General features: G+C 70.9%; 15 protein-coding genes. 5 read left to right on the forward strand and 10 right to left on the reverse strand.

What is annotated here, in order from left to right; translation table 11 throughout:
• Positions 1-23 precede the first annotated feature (23 nt).
• Complete coding sequence (locus tag AB5J50_RS21070; protein WP_369259984.1) at positions 24-644, reverse strand: hypothetical protein; 621 nt, start codon at positions 642-644, stop codon at positions 24-26.
• 177 nt (positions 645-821) lie between these two features.
• Entirely contained in the window at positions 822-2,852 is a 2,031-nt protein-coding gene (locus tag AB5J50_RS21075; protein WP_369259985.1) for an N-6 DNA methylase, read from the reverse strand.
• Positions 2,853-3,126: 274 nt separating this feature from the next.
• Here AB5J50_RS21075 and AB5J50_RS21080 point away from each other — a divergent pair, with 274 nt between their 5' ends.
• A complete protein-coding gene (locus AB5J50_RS21080; RefSeq protein WP_369259986.1) occupies positions 3,127-3,816 on the forward strand; it encodes a hypothetical protein in 690 nt (229 codons plus the stop codon).
• Between the two features lie 88 nt (positions 3,817-3,904).
• Positions 3,905-4,654 carry a hypothetical protein gene (locus AB5J50_RS21085; RefSeq protein WP_327429293.1) on the forward strand — a complete coding sequence of 250 codons (750 nt, stop codon included), beginning with the start codon at positions 3,905-3,907 and terminating at the stop codon, positions 4,652-4,654.
• A 110-nt stretch (positions 4,655-4,764) separates the two neighbouring features.
• Here the strand turns inward: AB5J50_RS21085 and AB5J50_RS21090 are convergent, their stop codons facing one another.
• Both AB5J50_RS21090 and AB5J50_RS21095 read right to left on the reverse strand, forming a co-directional pair.
• Positions 4,765-5,514, reverse strand: coding sequence for an N-acetyltransferase family protein (locus tag AB5J50_RS21090; RefSeq protein ID WP_369259988.1), 750 nt, complete (start codon positions 5,512-5,514; stop codon positions 4,765-4,767).
• Between the two features lie 124 nt (positions 5,515-5,638).
• Positions 5,639-6,364 carry an HNH endonuclease family protein gene (locus AB5J50_RS21095; RefSeq protein ID WP_369259989.1) on the reverse strand — a complete coding sequence of 242 codons (726 nt, stop codon included), beginning with the start codon at positions 6,362-6,364 and terminating at the stop codon, positions 5,639-5,641.
• A gap of 161 nt (positions 6,365-6,525) precedes the next feature.
• On the opposite strand from AB5J50_RS21095, the gene AB5J50_RS21100 reads away from it, so the two are divergent.
• Complete coding sequence (locus tag AB5J50_RS21100; protein ID WP_369259990.1) at positions 6,526-6,705, forward strand: Rv0909 family putative TA system antitoxin; 180 nt, start codon at positions 6,526-6,528, stop codon at positions 6,703-6,705.
• A gap of 357 nt (positions 6,706-7,062) precedes the next feature.
• On the opposite strand, the gene AB5J50_RS21105 is transcribed toward AB5J50_RS21100, so the two are convergent.
• On the reverse strand, positions 7,063-7,524 hold the full coding sequence (locus AB5J50_RS21105) for a hypothetical protein (protein ID WP_369259991.1): 462 nt from the start codon (positions 7,522-7,524) through the stop codon (positions 7,063-7,065).
• A 45-nt stretch (positions 7,525-7,569) separates the two neighbouring features.
• On the reverse strand, positions 7,570-8,484 hold the full coding sequence (locus AB5J50_RS21110) for a hypothetical protein (RefSeq protein ID WP_369259992.1): 915 nt from the start codon (positions 8,482-8,484) through the stop codon (positions 7,570-7,572).
• A 117-nt stretch (positions 8,485-8,601) separates the two neighbouring features.
• On the opposite strand from AB5J50_RS21110, the gene AB5J50_RS21115 reads away from it, so the two are divergent.
• Positions 8,602-9,186, forward strand: a complete 585-nt coding sequence (locus AB5J50_RS21115) for a TetR/AcrR family transcriptional regulator (protein WP_369259993.1) — start codon at positions 8,602-8,604, stop codon at positions 9,184-9,186.
• Positions 9,187-9,299: 113 nt separating this feature from the next.
• Here the strand turns inward: AB5J50_RS21115 and AB5J50_RS21120 are convergent, their stop codons facing one another.
• Positions 9,300-11,366, reverse strand: coding sequence for an NACHT domain-containing NTPase (locus AB5J50_RS21120; protein WP_369259994.1), 2,067 nt, complete (start codon positions 11,364-11,366; stop codon positions 9,300-9,302).
• 74 nt (positions 11,367-11,440) lie between these two features.
• A complete protein-coding gene (mfd, locus tag AB5J50_RS21125) occupies positions 11,441-14,971 on the reverse strand; it encodes a transcription-repair coupling factor (RefSeq protein WP_369259995.1) in 3,531 nt (1,176 codons plus the stop codon).
• A 558-nt stretch (positions 14,972-15,529) separates the two neighbouring features.
• On the opposite strand from mfd, the gene AB5J50_RS21130 reads away from it, so the two are divergent.
• On the forward strand, positions 15,530-16,945 hold the full coding sequence (locus AB5J50_RS21130; RefSeq protein WP_369265462.1) for a DUF2079 domain-containing protein: 1,416 nt from the start codon (positions 15,530-15,532) through the stop codon (positions 16,943-16,945).
• 104 nt (positions 16,946-17,049) lie between these two features.
• On the opposite strand, the gene AB5J50_RS21135 is transcribed toward AB5J50_RS21130, so the two are convergent.
• Together AB5J50_RS21135 and AB5J50_RS21140 are read right to left on the reverse strand one after the other, a co-directional pair.
• Positions 17,050-19,614 (reverse strand): ABC transporter permease, encoded by a 2,565-nt coding sequence (locus AB5J50_RS21135; RefSeq protein ID WP_369259996.1) that lies wholly within the window; start codon positions 19,612-19,614, stop codon positions 17,050-17,052.
• On the reverse strand, positions 19,611-20,399 hold the full coding sequence (locus AB5J50_RS21140) for an ABC transporter ATP-binding protein (RefSeq protein WP_369259997.1): 789 nt from the start codon (positions 20,397-20,399) through the stop codon (positions 19,611-19,613). Before AB5J50_RS21140 ends, AB5J50_RS21135 begins: the two co-directional genes overlap by 4 nt.
• Between the last annotated feature and the right edge of the window lie 366 nt (positions 20,400-20,765).

The raw sequence follows: 20,765 nt of genomic DNA on the forward strand, positions 1-20,765 counted from the left end.
GACCACACGCCCCGTCGCCACGCTCACCTGCCGTCCCTGCCGTCGTCGTGATGGCCGTCGTGCTTGCGGAGATAGTCACTGAGCTCGTCGAGCTCGGCGCGCACCTGGTCGATCCGCGCGGGCGCGGGCCGCTGGAGCGGCGGCGGCGACACGGGCGGCACCGGCGGCTGCGCCTGGGGTATCGGCGGCACCGGGGTCTGCGGCATCTGGGTCTGCGGAACCGTCGTGGCGGTGTACGGCTGCTGCGGCGGGTAGCCGTACGCGGGCGCCGGAAGCTGCTGCGGGGCATATCCCGCGAAGCGGAGCTGGTGGAAGTGGCGGATGTCCGCCGCGAGGTAGTACGAGATCGCGATCACGAGCGAGCCCAGGAGCAGGGCGAGTCCCGTCCAGCCGCCCGCGGTGTGGATCTCGTCGCCGGGCTCCGCGGCGAGCAGGACGAGGCTGAGGACCTCGGCCGCGATCGCGGCCACGAACAGCCCCCAGTCGAGCGACTTGCGGGTCACGATCGCCAGGCGCAGCATCATCGTCCAGGCGAGCAGGCCGAGGGTGAACACCGAGATCACCACGAAGAACACGCGCAGGAAGACCAGCCACCCGGTCGGGGGTGGCGGTTTCACCGGATGCGCCTGGCCGTGGCCTTGCATGGCTGCTCCTGGAGGCCTGATGAGGACGGACGTACGAGTTCGGAGTCCGAGCGTATAGGCCGACAAGGACAACCGGTCACGGGTTGTACCGAACCGTTGTCGTGCTGATCACTTCGCCCGTCCCACCGCCGCGTGTTCGCCCGTTCCGCCGCGGCTCCTTCGCCCGTCCCCAGGGCCTCAGTGGGGCGCGACCGTCCCGTCCGTCAGTCCGTCGTACATACCGCGCACGAGCTGTTCGCCGAGCCGCCCCGCGCGCCGGAGCGCGTCCTCGAACTCGGCGAGCGCGCGGAAACGTGCGCCATAGCGGCGCTGTTCGTCGAGCGGCAGCCGGGGCAGTTGGAGACGGCGCACGTCGAGCCGGGTGGCGGTGGACGCATAGCTGCTGGCCTGGCGGTTGTTGGCGGTGCCGCGCAGGAAGCCGGCCAGGAACCACGGGTCGAGCGCGGCGGGATCGGGGCGCAGGAGCGTGAGGTTGCGCCCCAGGGCGGCGCCCGCCGTGTTCTCGTCGACCACGCGCGCGATGGAGCCGCCTCCGAGCACCGGGACGACGACATCGCCCGTCTCGACCAGCACGGCTTCCTCCTCCCCTTCGGGGAGGGTTCCGGAGGGCGCGGTACCGGCGAGCACGTCGTGGTCGGTGAGTACCGGCACGCGCGCGGGGGCGCCGATTCCTCCCGTGCGCAGCAAAAGCGCGCCCCCGCGCGCCAGTTCGCCGACGGTGATGAGGGGCCAGCGCGCGGGCTGCGCGGGCTGCGCCTCGGGGGGCGTGAGATCGGCGGTCAGGCGCAGGGTCGCGCCGAGGCGCTCGCGTACGCTCGCGAGCTGCTCGCTGCCGCCCCCCGCGGCGGCCGGCGGCAGATGGCGTGCGGGGGCCAGATCGACGTCGTCGTCGAGGAGTTCGATGACGGGCACCGCACGGCTGAACCCCGGCTCCTCCCGCGCGCCGCCGGTGCGCTCGAAGGGCCGCCAGGCGTCGAGGACCGCGGTACGCACCGTCGGCCAGTCGAGGCCGCCCCGGCTGTCGGTGGCCAGCGCACCGGTGTCGATGAGCAGCAACTCGGGCTGCGCGGGCGCCTTCTCGGGACGGCGCAGCACCCAGATGTGCAGCGGGATGTTGTACGGGGGTGCCGCACCGATCGGCAGGGCGATCACCGCGCGCAGGGCGCCGCGGCGCAGCAGGTCGGCGCGGATCCGGCGGCCCGAGCGGCGCGAGGCGGCGGCCGGAGGCATCAGCATGACGGCGCTGCCGCCGTCCTTGAGGTGGGCCAACGCATGCTGCACCCAGGCCAGTTCGGACTCGGTACGGGCCGGGAAGCCGTACTCCCAGCGGGCGTCGTAGGCGAGTTCGTCGTGCCCCCAGTTGCGCTCGTTGAACGGCGGGTGGCACAGCACGACGTCGGCCTGGAGCGTGCGGTGCGCGTCGGCGCGCAGGGTGTCCCCGGCGGCGGTGCGGACGGCGGCCTTCCCCTGCAGGGCGAGCCGCAGCGCGGAGAGGGCCGCCAGCTCGGGGGCGCTGTCCTGGCCGTACAGCTCCTGGTCCGGCCTGGGCGCCACGGCGCGCAGGAGTGCGCCGGTGCCGCACGCCGGATCGAGCGCCGTGCGCGCCGGTCCTGCGAGCTCGGCCATCAGCGTGGCGAGGTCGCCCGGCGTGAGCGTGTACTGGCGCGGGTTGTTGTCGAGGTGCCGCCCCAGCAGGAATTCGTACGTCTGGCGCGCCCCCAGCTCGGCGGCGAGCTCGGCGGCGCCGCGCAGGAGCGGGGCGGAGGGGAGGAGCTCGGGGCCGGTCGGGGTGTTCACAGCGCGCTCGCGGGGCGCGCCGAAGCGCGGGGTGATCACCTGGTCGAGCGCGGCGGGCAGCATCGCGGCGAGGCGTTCGTCGGAGCCCGCGCTCAGCTCCAGCCAGTCGGTGGGGCGGTCGTTGATGAGCAGGAGGGCGCAGCCGGCATGCACAAGGGCGGTGACGGGGCCCTCGGGGTGTCCGGCAAGTTGCTGCCAGACCCGTTCACGCAGCGGGACCTCGGCGAGTTTGCCCTGGTTGCGCAGCCATGCCTCGACTTCGGCGAGTGCGAAGGAGGGGCTGGTCTCGGTGCCGCCGACCGGTTTGGGGAAGTCGGCGTGGCGGCGGCGCCAGTTGCTGACGGCGGCGCGGCCGACCCCGGCGAGCCGCGCGATCCCGGCAGCGGTCACCTCTGTCGCGTTGTCCTGCACCCGCCTGGCTCCCCTCGTTCCGGCCTGCGACGCGCGTGGCCCCGTCCTGGCCTGTGACGCCCGTTGCGTCGTCTCCGGCCTGTGACGCCCGTAGCCCCGTCCACGTCTGTGACGCCGAGCATACCGACGTATGCAAGATCTATCCCTTCACATGCGTGTACACAACCTTCCGCGTGAATCGTGTTGACTCGGTTCACACGCTCTGCTGTTATTGACCCATCGAACGAGCGGCCGTCGGGAAGCGGCGGTCGCCGCCGTTGGGGAGGGGACTGTCATGGGGATGAAGAGCAAGATCGCGCTGGGGGCCGTCGTGGGCGTGGTCGTCATCGGTGTCGTCTCGGCGAACGCCGGCGGCGACAGCGGTTCCGGCGACAAGGGCAAGGACACCTCCGCCTCCGCCGACCGCGAGTCCGGCAAGAAGGCCGACGCCAAGACCGGCGACAAGGCGGCCAAGGCCGAGAAGAAGGTCGCGTTCAAGGGGGACGGCGACTTCCAGGTCGGTACGGACATCAAGCCCGGCACCTACCGGACCACGGGCAACACCGACGACATGTGCTACTGGGAGCGCGCCAAGGACGCCTCGGGCGAGGTGGACTCCCTGCTCGCCAACGACAACGTCAGCGGCACCAGTTACGTGACCATCAAGGCGAGCGACAAGCTCTTCAAGTCCAGCGGCTGCAAGGACTGGGAGGCCGTCGACGCGAAGGCGTCCGGTTCACCGGCCTCGCAGATCAAGGGCAACGGCGGTATGTACAGAGTCGGCGCGGACATCGCTCCCGGCACCTACAAGTCCACCGGCAACACCGACGACTCCTGCTACTGGGAGCGCGACAAGGACGCCACGCACTCCATGGACTCGATCGTGGCCAACAACAACGTGACCGGCACGGCCGTCGTCACCATCAGCGCCGGCGACGGCTACTTCAAGACCACGGGCTGCGGCGACTGGAAGAAGACCGGCTGACGCCACCGCTGTCGCCACCCGCGGTCAGTCCCCACCCCCCACTCCCCCCACACCTCTTCACCACCTCACATCACTTCAAGGAACTCTCATGCGTCGCACCGCACTTGCCGCCCTCTGTCTCGCCGCCGCGGCCACCGCGGGCCTCACCGGCTGTCTGTCCGGCGAGAACAAGGCGGACAGCAAGCCGAAGGGCCCATTCGCCGGGCTGACCGGGGGCGAAATCGCCGACCGCGCCGTGAAGGCCACCACGGGCGCCAACTCGCTCCGCATGAAGGGCGACGTCCCCGACGACGAGGACGGCGGCACGATCGGCATCGACATGGCCCTCAACAAGAAGGGCGAGTGCGCCGGCACGATGAGCATGGCCGGCCAGGGCAAGGCCGATCTCATCAAGACCGGCGACACCGTCTACATGAAGTACGACGAGGCGTTCCTGCGCGCCCAGGGCAAGGGCCAGTCGAAGTCCGAGACCGACGGGGTCGTGGAACTGCTGGCCGGCAAGTGGACCAAGATGTCCGCGACCGGCTCCGACGCCAAGGACATCGCGGGCTTCTGCGACCTCGACAGCGTGCTCGCCGACGCGGAGAACGTGAACTCCGACGCCACCCGCGGCAAGACCACCACCATCGACGGCACCCCCGCGATCGTCCTGCACGAGAAGGACGGCAAGGACCGCTACACCCTCTACGTCGCCACCGAGGGCAAGCCCTACCTGCTGCGGGTCGACAGCACCTCCGCCAAGGACCCTGGCACACTCACCTTCAGCGAGTACGAGAAGCCGGTCCCGGCCGAGAAGCCCGCCGGCAAGATCCTCGACCTGGACAAGCTGGGCGGCTGAGGCCCCGCACGTCGCAAGACACAGGCGTCACAGCCGTACGTCTCACGAACCACACGTCGTACGCGCCACACGTCGCACGCGCAATACCTCGCACGCGCCATACGTCGAGCTCACAGGGTGTGCCGCACCCACACATTGGGCTCGACGTATACGGCGTATCCGCGCCCCGGTTCGCAGTGCACCGGCACCAGCGCGCCGGGCACCTCGACGAGGCCCTCGGTGTCGAAGGGGAGCCCCGTCCAGTCGCGCCACTCCTCCAGCGAGGCCGCCACCGTCATGGAGGCCGGCGCCACCGCCTCGATGACGCCGCCCGCCCGGACGTGGACGCGCAGCCACGGGTCGTGGGGCAGCCCGTCGGCCCGCTCCCGGAACGCGTACTCCTCCATCGGGGTGCGCGGTTCCAGGTGTTTGCCGCTGGGGCGGACGGGGGCGACGACCTCGTCGAAGCCGTGCGCCCGGGCGTTGTCCCGCATCGCGGAGAGCATCCGGGCCGACAGGCCGCCGCCCTGGGCGTGCGGGGCGACGACGATCGAGATGGCACTCACCGTGTCGGGCGGTGTGCCGCGGCGCCGGTCGGCGAACGCCCAGGCCAGCACCTCGTCCCAGCCCCGGGCGGGCAGTTCGCCCCGGTCGTCGTCCGCGCTTGCGAGGGCGAACGGCACGCTGTACGCGTGGGCGACCACCTGTCCGTGCTCGTCCTCGGCGAACAGCACATACTCCGGAAGCTCGGTGGCGATCCGGCCGTAGTGCGTGTCTCCCACCGGGTCGTGGAGCAGGAACTCCGGCCAGCTGTTGGCCATACCGACCACCTGCCCGAGCATCTCGGGGCGCTCGGCGAGACTCGACAACTTCAGCTGCATGTCGGACACGGTAGGCGGGGAATCGGCCCGGGTGAAACGGTTTTGCCGCGCCGGCCGCCACGACATCACGGCGTCCCGGTGCCGGTTCGCGACGGGCTTTCGGGCGACAGCGGCCGGGCGACGGCTAGTTCGCGTGGAACCGCTTCGGGGCCTGTGTCGGGTTGCCGCCCGAGGGGAGCTTCTGGCCGGGGCAGCCGGAGAGCACCTTCTTCATGGCCGCCTTCTCGGCGGCGGTGACCCACAGCCCGTACTTCTGCTTCACGGCCACCTGGGAGGCGACATACGTGCAGCGGTACGCCTTGTCGGGCGGGAGCCAGGTCGCCGTGTCACCGTCGCCCTTGCTGCGGTTGGCGCTCGCGCCGACGGCACGGAGGTTGAGCGGGTCGTTGGCCAGAGCTATCCGCTTGCTCGCGTCCCAGTACTTGGCGCCCTTCTGCCAGGCGTCGGAGAGCGCGACGAGGTGGTCTATGTCCACCAGGCTGCGGCCGCGCGCGAAGGTCACGTCCTGACCGCCGTACGGGTCCGGGGCGAGAAGCCCGGAGGTCACCTTGCACTTCCCGTCGCTGAACTTCACGTCCTTCAGGTCCCGTTTGAGGATGTCGTCGCGGGTGTCGCACCGGTTTGAGTCCGTGTCGGCCCAGGCCGTGCCGAACCGCTCCCGGCTGTACCCCGTCTTGGGTGCACGCCCCTTGACGGTCAGTGAGTCCACGGCGGCGAGTGCGGCACCACCGGCCGCCGTCTCCTCCGGGCCCGCGGAACCCGTGCTCTCCTTCTTGCAGCCACTGACACCGGCACCGACGGCGAACAGCACCAGCGCGGCCACGGCCGCCCCACCCCTCAGACGCAGCACGGCGCCCCTCCCCTTGCCTTCCCGGGTCCGCCCTGTGCGGGCGCGTTTCCCCTGCTCCCACGGTAGCGGCCGGGAACCCTCGGCCATACCCGTCCTCAACGGGCAATCGGTGCACGCCGGGCGTATCGTCGGTGGTGAGTCATCTCCGGAAGGAGCTCTGGATGGGCATCTTCGACAGATTCAAGAGCCATGGCCACAGCAAGGCCAAGGACATGTCTGACGCCGCGGAAAAAGAAGTCAACGAGAAGACGGGCAACAAGTACACGGACAAGGTCGACGACACGCAGCAGAAGATCGAAGGCTCCATGGGCATCGACCGCGACCGGCCCGATCAGCCATAGCCCGGAGACGCACAGAGGCTCGCGCCGACAGAGCCACCCTGAACCCTTTACGACGAAGGCCGTCCGCGGACACGCATGTCCCGCGGGCGGCTTCGCTTGTCGAGCGACACCTCCGCCCTCGGGATCCTCCCCCGGAGAGAAGGCGAGCAGCTCGAACGAGGCTCCCCCCTCTCCGCGTTCGTCTCCCTGGCCGACACGACCTCGCGGGCCCAATCCGGCAAGAAGATCGCCCAGGGAAAGCACCACACCCCGGCCCCACCCTGTTTCGTAAGACGCCGGGCCGATGCCCTCCTCGCGATGCTCCGCGACGGAACCCGTCCACGAACCGCATCCTGCCCGGTCCGCCGCCCGACGGACCTAGACCATGGTCAGGAGGTGGTCCGCGGGGCCGTAGTCAATCTTCCAGTCCGCATAGACGCCCGAGAATCCGTCCTGGACGCACCTCAAGCCCACGGTCACCCAGCGGACCGATCCGTCATCGGCGAGCGAGAACGCCACCGCGGCCTCGAACTCCTCACTCGCGCACGGGCAGCCGGCCGCACCAGGCTCATCGTCCTCCCAGGCTTCCTCGTTCCAGTACTCCTCGCTGTCCGCGATGAACGCACGGCTGCCACAGCCCGAACACTCCCGTTCGGCTCCGGACGCATTGACCAGCACGAAGAACAGCCGGCCATCGCACTCCCCACAGACGGAAGGGACGATCTTCACCCGACGGCCGTCGACAGCACCCCGGAGAAACACCGCGAGCTCCGCAGAGACACCCTCGCCAATCCGATCATCAGCATGCACGAGCACATCGTTCCAGGCGCCCTGAACCACCTGCCGACCAGCTTGACCAAAGACATAGGGGGCTCCCCCGCCCCCTCACACCTTCCCGATCCCCAACGTCGTCTCCGAAGGCAGCAGTCCCGAGCTCAGCACCGCAACCCAGAACTCGCCGAGCAGGTCGGCAAGGCGGGTGGTGGCGTCGGGGCCGAGGGTGCGCCAAGGGGTGGCGGCGAGTTCGTCCGTGTGCTGTTCGACTTGGCGGCGCAGTTCGTGGCCGGTGGGCGTGGCGGTGCCGTCGTCGTTCAGCAGGCCGCGGACGGTGAGGCGTTCGCGGGCGGACGTCCACTCCTCGGGGGTCCAGCCGCGGCTCTCGAAGCGCTCCACGGAGGCCGCGCCTATCGCCGCGAAGGAGACGAGCGACTCGACGGGGTCCAGGCCGGCGATGAGGAGTGCGGCGAGGTGGCCGTCGCCCCGGTGTTCGCGGAGGATCGTCGCCGCGTGCCACAGCTGGAGGTGGGGGGCCTCGGGCCACGCCAACTCCGCGTTGGCGGCGGCGAGTGGGCGGCCCGCGGTGTTCGCGGCCTCGGCGGCGCGGCGGGCCAGCCCGGCGGCCTCGGCGAGTTCGGGGCTCGCTATGCGGTCGCCGAGTATCGCGCGGTACGCCCGGTCGACGGCTCGCTCCCGGGCCCGCAGCATCTGCTCGGGGCTCGCGGTCTGCCAGGCGGACTTCATGTGTTCGGCGACCATGCGCGGACTGAAGCTGTAGAAGGCGGAGGTCACGCGCTCGCTGCCGGCCGCCCCCAACGGCGCCGCGCGGTAAGGGAAGTAGCTCGGCCAGCGTTCCTCGGTGCCGTACCCGAGCGCGGCCGCCTCCTCGAAGGCCTCCGGCGCGTAGTAGAGCACGGCGTGCAGGGGTTCCAGCAGGTGCCAGAGCTGGCGCACCCGGCCGAGGTCGACACTCGCGCCTGCTTCTTCTTCCGTTCGACTGGTCTCGCTGACGTTCTCCGACATGACTCGACCCCTCGCCCCGTTCCGGCCTAGCGCCGGGCGCTCCACAACTTGACACTGACTAGATTGCCCGAACCCCTCGAACTTGTCAATGCCTAGATTCGGCGTACGCTGCTGACCATGAACCCCGCGAAGACCAGCGGCTCCGCGCGGCCGTACCACCACGGTGACCTGCGCCGAGCGATCCTGAGCGCCGCACTCGACGTCATCACCGCCGAAGGCCCTTCCGCGCTGAGCCTGCGCGACCTGGCCCGTCGCGCGGGCGTCTCGCACGCCGCCCCCGCCCACCACTTCAAGGACCGCACCGGCCTGCTCACGGTGATCGCCGCCGAGGGGTACGAGCTGCTCGCGGCCGCGCTCGACGCGGCCGACGATCTGCGGGACGCGGGCGTGCGCTACGTACGGTTCGCGCGCGAGCATCCCGCCCATTTCCAGGTGATGTTCTCCCCGGAGCTGCTCCGCGAGAACGACCTGGAGCTGGCGACGGCCAGAACCCTCGCGGGCGAACGCCTGCGCACCGCCGTCTCCGCACTACCCGCCGAGGGCCGCGGCCCCGACACCCGCCTCGCCGGTGTCGCCGCCTGGTCCCTCGCCCACGGCTTCGCCACGCTGCTCCTCAGCCACAACCTGGACGGCCAGGTGGGCGACGAGGACCCCGACGAGGTCTTCCACGCGCTGACAGGGATGCTCTTCCAGTCCAAGTAGCCCTGAAAGAACACCAGTTCAGCACACGCAGCCCTGAAGAACCACTAATCCAGCCCGCATGCCCTGACCGACAACCACCAGTTCAGCCCGCGTCCCCCTGAACAACCACCAGGTCAGCCCGCGCCGCCCCGAGGTTCCACCACCGGCCCCGGATGCCGGACCAGCCACTCCTGGAACTCCCGGTGGCGGAACTGGTACGCGGGCCCCGACACCCGCAACAACCCTGCCCCATGTGCCCACCGCAGGAACCGGCTCAGGCGGAACGGCACCTGCCCGCCCCCGAGCAGGAGGGCCAGCAGACAGCGGCACGAGGAGCGGCTGAAGGTCCACATGGTCAGGGCGATCACGACGGGCAACGCCCACACCCCGGTCGAGAACTGCGTCGGCAGCCAGCCCAGGCTGAGGACGGCCCCGTACAGCCAGTCGGCGGGCAGCACGTCCCGTGGGCTGACGAAGGCCGGTGCCAAGTGGGCCGAGGGCCCTTCGCCGCGGAGCGCGAGGAGGACGGGCCGTACGAGGACGAAGAAACCGAGCCCGCAGACGGCGACGACCCCGCCGAGCACGGCGTTCCGGTGCGACGGCCCGGGCGGCAGGCCCAGCACACCGAGCGCCGCCCAAAGCGCGGCCATCGTGGCGAGGAGGCCGATCGTCTCCGGGTTCCGGAACTCCGCGGCGACGATGCGGCGTACCTGGGACGGCCTCAGCCGGTGCAGCGGCGCGGCCGCGACGGTCGGCCGGGTGGACAGCGGACGGGTCGCGCCCCACCAGCACAGGGCGCACTGGGCGAGGCCGAACAGCGCGTAGAGGAAGGCCCGGTCCGAGGCGCTGAGCAGGCCGGGCGGGGCGTAGAGCACGGCAGGGGAGGGCCGGTGGCGTAGGACGGGGAGCGCCACGGCCAGCAGTGCCGCCGTCAGGGCGGTCGTCACCGCGATGTCGGCCGCGCGCACCAGGGCGAACCGGCGCGGGGGAACGAGCCAGGGCCCCGGCACCATGTCCGTGCGCCCGTCCAGTCCCACGGCCAGGGACCGCAGCCAGCGGTGGACGCGGCGCGGGGTGTACCGGGCGGGTGTGGTGGGGTCCAGCCGGATCGCCGCCGCCACGTACTGGCCGAGCAGCAGGTCGGAGGCCTCCCGCGGGGTCCCGCAGCGCAGCAGGGCCGCCGGTTCGCCGGCCCGCCCGTACACGGTGGCCGCCAAGGACAGCAGCCACGGTGTGGACAGGGCGCGGGCCGCCGCTCCGGCGGGGTCGTGCGCGAGGGAGGCCAGCAGCGGCTGCCAGGCCGTGTGCCGTCGTACCGTCCGTTCCGTCAGGTACTGCCGGGCCTCGTCCGGGTGTACGGGGGAGACCTCGATCCGGGCGGCGTCCAGCAACTGGTGGCCGTCGGCGGCGAGTTCGGCGTAGCGCGCGCTGCGGCAGGTCAGGACCAGGGGTACGGCGTCGGTTCCGTCCGTCCAGCTGTCCAGTGCGTCGAGCGCGGTGGCTGCCCGCTCGTCCATCTCGTCGAGCCCGTCGAACACGGGCAGGATCACGTTGTTGTCGACGAGATCATGGGAGAGCTCCGGGGCGAGGTCGTAGTCGCGGGTCAGCTGCCGGGCGACCCACGCCCGTACTGGCAGCGACGCGTCCCACTCGGCGAGGGTCAGCAGCACTGGCACGGGCTCGTCGGGGGTGCGCTCCTTGATGAGTTCGAGTACGAGCCTGGTGGCGAACACGGTCTTGCCCGCGCCCCGCGCCCCGGTGACCAGGAGGCGCCGCGGCCGGGCCGCCCGGAACGCCCCGACCGCGGAGGTGAGCCGGCGCGTCGGCGCTCCGGCGACGACGGCGCTCCGCGGTCCGTCCACGGCCGCGAAGGTGAGGCCGACGTCGATGGCGATCCGGTCGCCGCCGAGCAGATGCTGCCACTGGGCCGACTCGGCGTTCTTGACGGCCTGTGCCAGCCGGGCCGCCGCCGCGACGAGGTCCGGTTCGGTCCCTGGCCGTTGTCGCAGCGCGGCGGCCGACAGGGCGAGGGCTGCGACGCCGATGACGGCACCGACGAGGACGCCGCGCAACTCGCCGCTGCCCAGGCCGCCTTCGTACGCGCGGGTGACCCAGACGGCCACCGCGGCCGACAGCGCGACCGCCCCGGCGGACAGCCCCCAGCGCCACGCCCTCCGCTGCCGACGCCCCCCGTAGAACATGTCCCCAGGGTGGCAGGCCAACCCGGCGCGGCGCTTTACCCGAGCAGGTAAAGCGCGTTACGTCCGCCGATGCCTCACGACCCCAGGACGGACGCCAGGAACTCCCCGGTCCACCCCAGCAACTCCCGTCCCACCAACGGCTTCCCGCCGACCTTCGCCGTCTTGGGGCGGGGGACGAGGATCTGGTGGGCGGCCGGCTTGATGACCGTCCCCGGATACAGCCGCTTCAGCCGCAGTTCCTGCGACTCCCTCAACTCCACCGGTGCGAAGCGGATGTTGGTGCCCTGCAGCACGATCTCGCCGACGCCGCACGCCCGCGCAAGCATGCGCAGGCCCGCCACCAGCAGCAGGTTCTCCACCGGTTCGGGCAACTTGCCGTAGCGGTCGACGAGTTCCTCGCGTACGGCCTTGACGTCCTCCTCCGTGTTGGCGGAGGCGATGGAACGGTAGGCCTGGAGGCGGAGCCGCTCGCCGGGCGCGTAGTCGTGGGGGACGTGCGCGTCGACCGGGAGCTCGATCTTGACCTCCAGGGGCGGCTCCTCCTCGACGCCGCCTTCCAGGGAGGCGCGGTAGTCGGCGACCGCCTCGCCGACCATGCGGACGTACAGGTCGAAGCCGACGCCCGCGATGTGGCCGGACTGCTCGCCGCCCAGCAGGTTTCCGGCGCCGCGGATCTCCAGGTCCTTCATCGCCACGTACATGCCCGCGCCCATCTCCGTGTGCTGGGCGATGGTCGCGAGCCGCTCGTGCGCCGTCTCCGTCAGCGGCTTCTCCGGGGGGTACAGGAAGTACGCGTAACCGCGCTCCCTTCCGCGGCCCACCCGGCCGCGCAGCTGATGCAGCTGCGACAGGCCGAAGTTGTCGCCGCGCTCCACGATCAGCGTGTTGGCGTTGGAGATGTCGATGCCCGACTCGACGATCGTCGTGGAGACGAGCACGTCGAACCTCTTCTCCCAGAAGTCGACGACCACCTGCTCCAGGGCCGTCTCCCCCATCTGGCCGTGGGCCGTCGCGATGCGTGCCTCCGGGACGATCTCCCTGAGACGCGCGGCCGCGCGGTCGATGGACTCGACGCGGTTGTGGATGTAGAAGACCTGGCCCTCGCGCAGCAGTTCACGGCGGATCGCCGCGCCGATCTGCTTCTCCTCGTACGGGCCGACGAAGGTGAGTACCGGGTGCCGCTCCTCCGGGGGAGTGGTGATCGTGGACATCTCCCGGATGCCCGTCACCGCCATCTCCAGCGTGCGCGGGATCGGGGTCGCGGACATCGTCAGTACGTCGACGTTGGCGCGCAGCTTCTTGAGCTGCTCCTTGTGCTCGACGCCGAACCGCTGCTCCTCGTCGACGATGACCAGGCCCAGGTCCTTGAACTTCGTCTCGGACGAGAACAGCCGGTGGGTGCCGATGACGACGTCCACCGAGCCTTCGCGCAGGCCTTCCAGGACCGTCTTCGCCTCCGTGTCGGTCTGGAAGCGGGACAGCGCCCGTACGTTCACGGGGAATTGGGAGTAGCGCTCGCCGAACGTCCCGAAGTGCTGCTGCACCAGCAAGGTCGTGGGGACCAGGACCGCGACCTGTTTGCCGTCCTGTACGGCCTTGAAGGCGGCGCGGACCGCGATCTCCGTCTTGCCGTAGCCGACGTCGCCGCAGATCAGGCGGTCCATGGGGACCGTCTTCTCCATGTCCTCCTTGACCTCGGCGATCGTCGTCAGCTGGTCGGGGGTCTCCGCGTACGGGAAGGCGTCCTCCAGCTCGCGCTGCCACGGCGTGTCGGAGCCGAAGGCATGCCCCGGAGCCGCCATGCGCGCGCTGTACAGCTTGATCAGGTCCGCGGCGATCTCCTTGACCGCCTTCTTGGCGCGCGCCTTGGTCTTCGTCCAGTCGGCGCCGCCCAGGCGGTGCAGGGTCGGGGCCTCTCCACCGACGTACTTGGTGATCTGTTCCAGCTGGTCGGTGGGGATGTAGAGGCGGTCGCCGGGCTGGCCGCGCTTGGCCGGCGCGTACTCCACGACCAGGTACTCGCGGGTGGCGCCCTGGACCGTGCGCTGCACCATCTCGATGTAGCGGCCGACGCCGTGCTGCTCGTGCACGATGTAGTCGCCCGCTTCGAGGGTCAGCGGGTCGATGGTCTTGCGGCGGCGGGCGGGCATCCGCGCGCCGTCCTTGCCGGCCGCCTTCTGGCCGGAGAGGTCGGTCTCCGTCAGGACGGCGAGTTTCAGGGCGGGGTCGACGAAGCCGTAGTCGATCGAGCCGCAGGAGACGTGCACGACGGAGGGGCTGATGCCGGTGAGGTCGGTCTCGAGGCGGGCCGCGATGCCCTCGCCGCCGAGGACCTCGACGGTACGGGCGGCCGGGCCGTGCGCCTCGGTGACGTACACCGTGCGCCAGCCGTCGGCGAGCCAGCCCTTGGTGTCGGCGAGTGCGCGGGCGGTGTCGCCGCGGTAGGTCTCGGGGGCGTGCATGCCCAGCTTGAGGGTGTCCGCGTCGAGCTCTTCGTCGGCGGCGAAGGGCGACACCGACCACCACATCATGTCCAGCTCGCGCGCCCGGTCCCGTACGTCCGCGATGGACCACAGGGAGGCCGCGCCCACGTCGATGGGTGCCTCGCCGCCGCCGGCCGTGGCCGCCCAGGACGCCTGCAGGAACTCCTGCGACGTCGCCACCAGGTCCGCGGCCCGCGTCCGCACCCGCTCCGGGTCGCACACGACGGCCATCGAGCCCTCGGGAAGCACATCGAGCAGCAGCTCCATGTCGTCGACCAGGACCGGAGCCAGCGACTCCATTCCCTCTACGGCGATGCCCTCGGCAATCTTGCCGAGCAGCTCGCCCAGCTCCGGGTGCTCCTCGGCCAGGCGCGCCGCCCGCTGCCGTACGTCGTCCGTGAGCAGCAGTTCGCGGCAGGGCGGCGCCCACAGGCCGTGCTCGGCGACTTCCAGGGAGCGCTGGTCGGCGACCTTGAAGTAACGGATCTCCTCGACGTCGTCGCCCCAGAACTCCACGCGCAGCGGGTGCTCCTCGGTGGGCGGGAAGACGTCCAGGATGCCGCCGCGGACCGCGAACTCGCCGCGCTTCTCGACGAGCTCGACCCGGGAGTACGCGGCTGCCGCGAGCGCCTCGACGATCTCGCCCAGGTCGGCGGTCGTGCCCGTGCGCAAGGCCACCGGCTCCAGGTCGCCGAGGCCCTTGACCTGCGGCTGGAGCACGGAGCGGACGGGGGCGACGACGACCGAGACGGGGCCGGTGTCCGGGTCGTCGGGGCGGGGGTGTGCCAGGCGGCGCAGGACGGCGAGGCGGCGGCCGACGGTGTCGCTGCGCGGGCTCAGCCGCTCGTGCGGGAGCGTCTCCCAGGAGGGGTACTCGACGACTCCCTCCTCCGGGAGGAGGGAGCGGAGTGCCGCGGCCAGGTCCTCGGCCTCGCGGCCTGTCGCCGTCACGGCCAGTACGGGGCGGCCGGACTCCCGGGCCAGGGCCGCCAGCGCGAAGGGGCGGGCTGCGGGTGGGCCGACCAGGTCGATGTGCGTACGGTTGCCGTCTGTGGCGGCCTTCACCGCTTCCGCGAGGGCGGCGTCCTTGACGACGGCGTCGAGCAGACCGTGCAGGCTCATGAAGGGCTTCCATCCCGGGGAGTGGGCAACGCGAACCGCCCGACACGTGGGACGGGCCGGGGGTTCCCAGCCTACGTCGCCCGGCTGCGGCGTGCCGGGCCTGTGGACAACGCCTGCCGATCAGGGCGTGGCCGCGGACGCCGTGGCCTTTTTCGCCCCCGCCGCCCCTACCCGTCCCATCCCGTTCCTGGGGCTCCGCCCCAGACCCCGGGGGCCGGTTCCTTGGCTGCGGGTGGGTGGGGGCTGGTCCAAAAGATTGCGCAGTTCCCCGCGCCCCTAAAAGACCCCGGGGCGGGCGGGGGATTGCGGGGCGAAGCCCCGCTCTTGAGGGGCGCGGGGAACTGCGCGAGCAACCCCCACCGTCCCGCACCCGACGAACCACCCGGTGGGGTCGAAGGGGCGGAGCCCCTGGAGGATGGGACGGGTAGGGGCGGCGGGGGCGAGACACCCGCGGCGCCCGCAGAAGCCGCCCAGCCCCAGCCCCAGCCGCCCAAGGACCCGCCCCACGTGCACGCGCCCCTCGTCACCCCGCAGGACCACGCCCCGGCAGCAGCCCACATACCCCCGCCGGTCACGGCAAGCCCCGCCCGTGACCGGCGCCCCCGCGACCCGTACCTCCTGGCCGTGCTGTTGTTCCTCGCGTACGCGGCGCTGTCCATCGGCCGGTACCGGCATCTGGCCACCAAGTCCTGGGACCTCGGCATCTTCGAGCAGGCGGTCCACGCGTACGCCCACCTCCAGGCCCCGGTGGCCGATCTGAAGGGCCCGGGCACCAACATCCTCGGCGACCACTTCAGCCCGGTCACGGCCCTGCTCGCGCCCGCGTACCGGATGTTCCCGACCCCCGTCACCCTCCTGGTCGCGCAGGCCGCACTGCTCGCCCTGTCCGCCGTGCCGGTCACCCGGGCGGCGGCCGGGCTGCTCGGGCGGCACCGCGGGCTGGCGCTGGGGGTGGCGTACGGGCTGTCGTGGGGGCTCCAGCGGGCCGTCGACTTCGACTTCCACGAGGTGTGCTTCGCCGTCCCGCTGATCGCCTTCGCCCTCGAAGCGCTTCTGGCCCGGCGCCGGCGCGGGGCCCTGCTGTGGGCCCTGCCCCTGGTGTTCGTCAAGGAGGACCTGGGGTTCACGGTCGCCGCGATCGCCGTGGTCGTCGCGGTGCGGGCCCGGCGCGAGTCCCGACGGGCGGCCCTGTGCGCGCTCGGGGTCGCCGCCCTCGGCGTACTGGCCGCGGTGGTCACCCTCACCGTGGTGATACCGGCCTTCAACACCGCGGACACCTACGTCTACTGGGACAAGGTCGGCGCGCCGGGCAACCCCCTCAACGGCAGCAACCCCTTCAGCGGCAGCCACCTCCTCGACGGCATCGGCACCAAACTCCGTACCCTCGCCTGGCTGCTGATCCCCACCACCGGCCTGCTCGCCCTGCGCTCCCCGCTCCTCCTGGTCGCGCTGCCGACCCTCGGCTGGCGTTTCCTCTCCTCCGACGCGCACTACTGGGGCACGGACTGGCACTACAGCGCGGTCCTGATGCCGGTCCTCTCGCTCGCCCTCGCCGACGCGCTCTCCCGCGCCCGCTACAGCCCGCGCCCGTGGCTGCGCTCGTACGCGCTGCACCTGCCCGCCGCCGTCGCCGCGGCCTCCCTCGCGCTGACGACCACGCTCCCGCTGTCCCTGCTGACCGACCCCGAGGCCTATCGCAAACCCGCGCGCGTGAGTGCCGTCGAGCGGATGCTGGCGCGCGTCCCGGACGGGGCGAGTGTCGAGGCGAACACCGGGCCGAGCAGCCGGCTCACCTCGCGCTGCCGGGTCTTCTGGGTCGGCACCGCCCACGGAGTCACCCCGGACTTCATCGCCCTGGACAACACCTCCCACGGGATCCACGACGTCCAGGCGTACGCCCGTCAGCTGCACCCGCACGCCGAGTACGCCGTCGTCGGCGCCCGCTACGGCTACGTACTCCTCAAGCGCCGCTAGCGGACACGCCGCGGGCCCGGTCCGAGGAGATCGACTCTCCTCGGACCGGGCCCGCGTCCCCCGCAACCCCCGTTCGCGGTGGCTGTGCGGCGGCCTGTCGGCCGCTAGTCGGTGGCGATCGCGTTCAGCACATTCATCCGGCCCGCCCGGAACGCCGGGATCAGGGCGGCGAACAGGCCCACGAACGCCGAGCCGATGAAGACGCCGATGATGGTCGGCCAGGGGATCTCCAGGACCTTCAGACCCTCCAGGGCGAGGAGCTTCTGGGCGGTGGCGCCCCAGCTCATGCCCAGGCCGAGGCCGAGAAGGGCGCCGAAGAGGGCGATGACGACCGACTCCAGGCGGATCATGCGGCGCAGCTGGCGGCGGGAGAGGCCGATGGCGCGCATCAGGCCGATCTCGCGGGTGCGCTCGACGACCGACAGGGCCAGGGTGTTCACGACGCCCAGGACCGCCACGACGATCGCGAGGGCCAGCAGGCCGTAGACCATGTTCAGGAGCTGGCCGATCTGGTCCTTCAACTCCTGCTTGTAGTCCGTCTGGTCGCGGACCTGGTACTGCGGGTACTTCTCCATGGACTTCTTCAGGGCCGCGTACGCCTGCTTCTCCTGGCCGTCCTTGGCCTTGGCGAACATGATCGTGTTCGGCGGGACCTTGCTCGCGGGCAGGTACTTCTTCATCGTCTCGATGCTGGTGTACCGGGCGCCCTGGTCGATGGCGACGTCGTCGTCGGTGATGGCCGCGACCTTGAGCTTCGCCGTGCTGCCGCCCTTGAAGGCGACGGTCAGGGTGTCGCCGAGCTTCACGCCGTGCTTGTCGGCGTACTTCGAGCCGACCGACATGGCGTCCTTGCCGTAGGCCGCGGACAGTTCACCGGCGGTCGTCTTGCGGCGCAGGTCCTGGGCGTAGGAGGGATCGGCGGCGGTGAGCCCGTCTTCGTCGACCTTGCCGTCCGGGGAGGTCAGCTCGGCATTGAGTTCCTTGTAGCGGGTGACGTGCGCCAGGCCCGGCGTCGCCTCCATGGCCTTCTCGGCCTGCTGCACGATCTTCTGGTTGCCCTGGACGATGAAGTCCGCGCCGACGGACTTGTCGAGCTCGTCCGTCGCCGAGGCCACCATCGACGAGCCGACCACGGACAGGCAGGCGACCAGGGCCAGGCCGATCATCAGGGCGGCGCCGGTGGCGCCGGTGCGGCGCGGGTTGCGCAGGGCGTTGCGTTCGGCGAGCCGGCCGACCGGGCCGAACATCCGCAGCAGCACGGCGCTGATGACCCGGACCACGCCGCCCGCGAGCAGCGGGCCGATGATCACGAAGCCGATCAGGGTGAGGACGACACCCGCGCCCAGCACCAGCGAACCGTCGGTCGCCTTGTCGGCGGTGGCCGCCATGTAGAGCGCGAAGGCTCCGGCGCCGGTCAGCACCAGACCGATCAGACCGCGTACGAGACCGGCCTTGCCGTCCGCCGGGGTGCCGGCGTCGCGCAGCGCGGCCATCGGGGAGACCTTGCCGGCGCGTCGGGCCGGAAGGTAGGCGGCGAGGACCGTGACGACGACACCGAGGATCAGACCGATGACCGGAGTGGTCGCCTTCACCGTCAGGTCGCGGGTCGACAGGTCCATGCCCATCGACGACATGATCTTCATCAGGCCGACCGCGAGACCGACGCCCGCGCCGACACCGAGGACCGAGCCGAAGAAGCCGAGCAGCAGCGCCTCGACCAGCACGGAGCGGTTGACCTGCTTGCGGGAGGAGCCGATGGCGCGCATCAGGCCGATCTCGCGGGTGCGCTGGGCGACCAGCATCGAGAAGGTGTTGATGATCAGGAAGATGCCGACCAGGAACGCGATCCCGGCGAAGCCGAGCATGGCGTACTTGATGACATTCATGAACTCGCCGACGCCCTTGCGGTTCTCGTCGGCGTTCTCCTTCTGCGTCTGGATCTTGTACGACCCGGTGAGCGCCTGGGAGACGTTCTGCTTGAGCTGCGCGTCACTGACACCGGACGCGGCGGCGAGGTTGACCTGCGTGAACCGGCCGGTGGCACCGAGCAGTTCGCGCTGCGCGGTGGCGGTGTCGAAGTAGACGACCGCCGCACCCGGGTTGGTCACCTTGAAGGTGGCGATACCGACGATCTTCGCGTTGAAGTCACCGGTGACCGAGATGGTGCGCAGTTCATCGCCCATCTTCAGGTGGTGCTTGTCTGCGGTGTCGGCGTCGACCATCACCTCGGTCGGGCCGCGCGGGGCATGCCCGGAGGTGATCTCCATCGACCGCAGGTCGTTCTTCGTCCAGTTGCCGGCGATGGTCGGGGCGCCGTTGCTGGACCCCATGTTCTTGTTGTCGCTGTTGACGACGGTCACGTTCATCGAACTGACCGCGCCCTCGGCGGACTTGACGCCGTTCGCCTTCTTCGCCTGCTCCAGTACGGAGGCCGACAGCGACTCGGGCTTGCCGTTCTGCGGGGTGTCGTCGCTCTTGGCCGCCTTGGGCAGCACCGTCACATCGGACGAGGTGACCGCGAACAGCTTGTCGAACGTCGTGTTCATCGTGTCCGTGAACACCAGCGTGCCGCAGACGAAGCCCACCGACAGCAGGACCGCCACGGCCGACAGGGCCATGCGTCCCTTGTGCGCGAAGAAGTTGCGCATCGAGGTCTTCAGGACGGTCATGACGTACGCCCCCGGGCGTCGAAGTCCTTCATCCGGTCCAGGACCTGGTCGGCCGTCGGCTGGTGCATCTCGTCGACGATGCGGCCGTCCGCGAGATACAGCACACGGTCCGCGTACGAGGCCGCCACCGGGTCGTGCGTGACCATCACGATGGTCTGGCCGAGGTCGTCCACGGAACGGCGCAGGAAGCCCAGCACCTCGGACCCCGCACGGGAGTCCAGGTTTCCGGTCGGCTCGTCACCGAAGATGATCTCGGGCCGAGCGGCCAGCGCACGGGCCACCGCGACACGCTGCTGCTGGCCTCCGGAGAGCTGGTTCGGGCGGTGCTTGAGGCGGCCGGCGAGCCCGACGGTCTCCACGACCTGGTCCAGCCAGCCCTTGTCCGGCTTGCGGCCCGCGATGTCCATCGGCAGCGTGACGTTCTCCAGCGCGTTCAGCGTCGGCAGCAGGTTGAACGCCTGGAAGATGAAGCCGATCCGGTCCCGGCGCAGCTGCGTGAGCTTCTTGTCCTTGAGTCCGGTGATCTCGGTCTCGTCCAGGTAGATCTGTCCGCTCGTCACGGTGTCGAGCCCGGCGAGGCAGTGCATCAGCGTGGACTTGCCGGACCCCGAGGGGCCCATGATCGCGGTGAACTGGCCCCGCGCGATGTCCACGTCGATGTGGTCCAGGGCGACGACCCGGGTCTCCCCCGACCCGTACGCCTTCACGACCTGCCGCGCCCGTGCGGCAACGGCCGTACGCCCTCCAGTGCCCCCGTGCCTGGGAATGGTCACAGCCGATGTCACGGTATGTCTCCTATTTCGGTTAGCGGGTAAATCGCGAGAACTGGTTACGCCGATGAGTCTGGTCCCGCACAGGGGTCGAGCGCGCTGGTGCTCAGCGCAGTCTTTTGCTGGGGAAAACCCCACCCTCGCGGGTTCGGTGCGCCGCCCCCCAGCGGCGTAAAGCCAGGTTAAGGACGGCACGTACCCGGTCTCCTCCTCCAGCGGGAGGAACCCTCCCCGACCCCTGGTACGGAGATCCCCCTAGGGGTCCTCCACCCTTCGGAGGAGTCCCTCTCGGGGTCGCCTCCACCCTTGAGCCCGCCGAGCGTCCACCCTCCCGCGGCGGGAGACTCAAGTGGGAGAGTGGCCTTCGGCAGATAGATGCAG

Source organism: Streptomyces sp. R35 (assembly GCF_041053035.1).
GTDB classification, from domain to species: Bacteria; Actinomycetota; Actinomycetes; order Streptomycetales; family Streptomycetaceae; genus Streptomyces; species Streptomyces lutosisoli.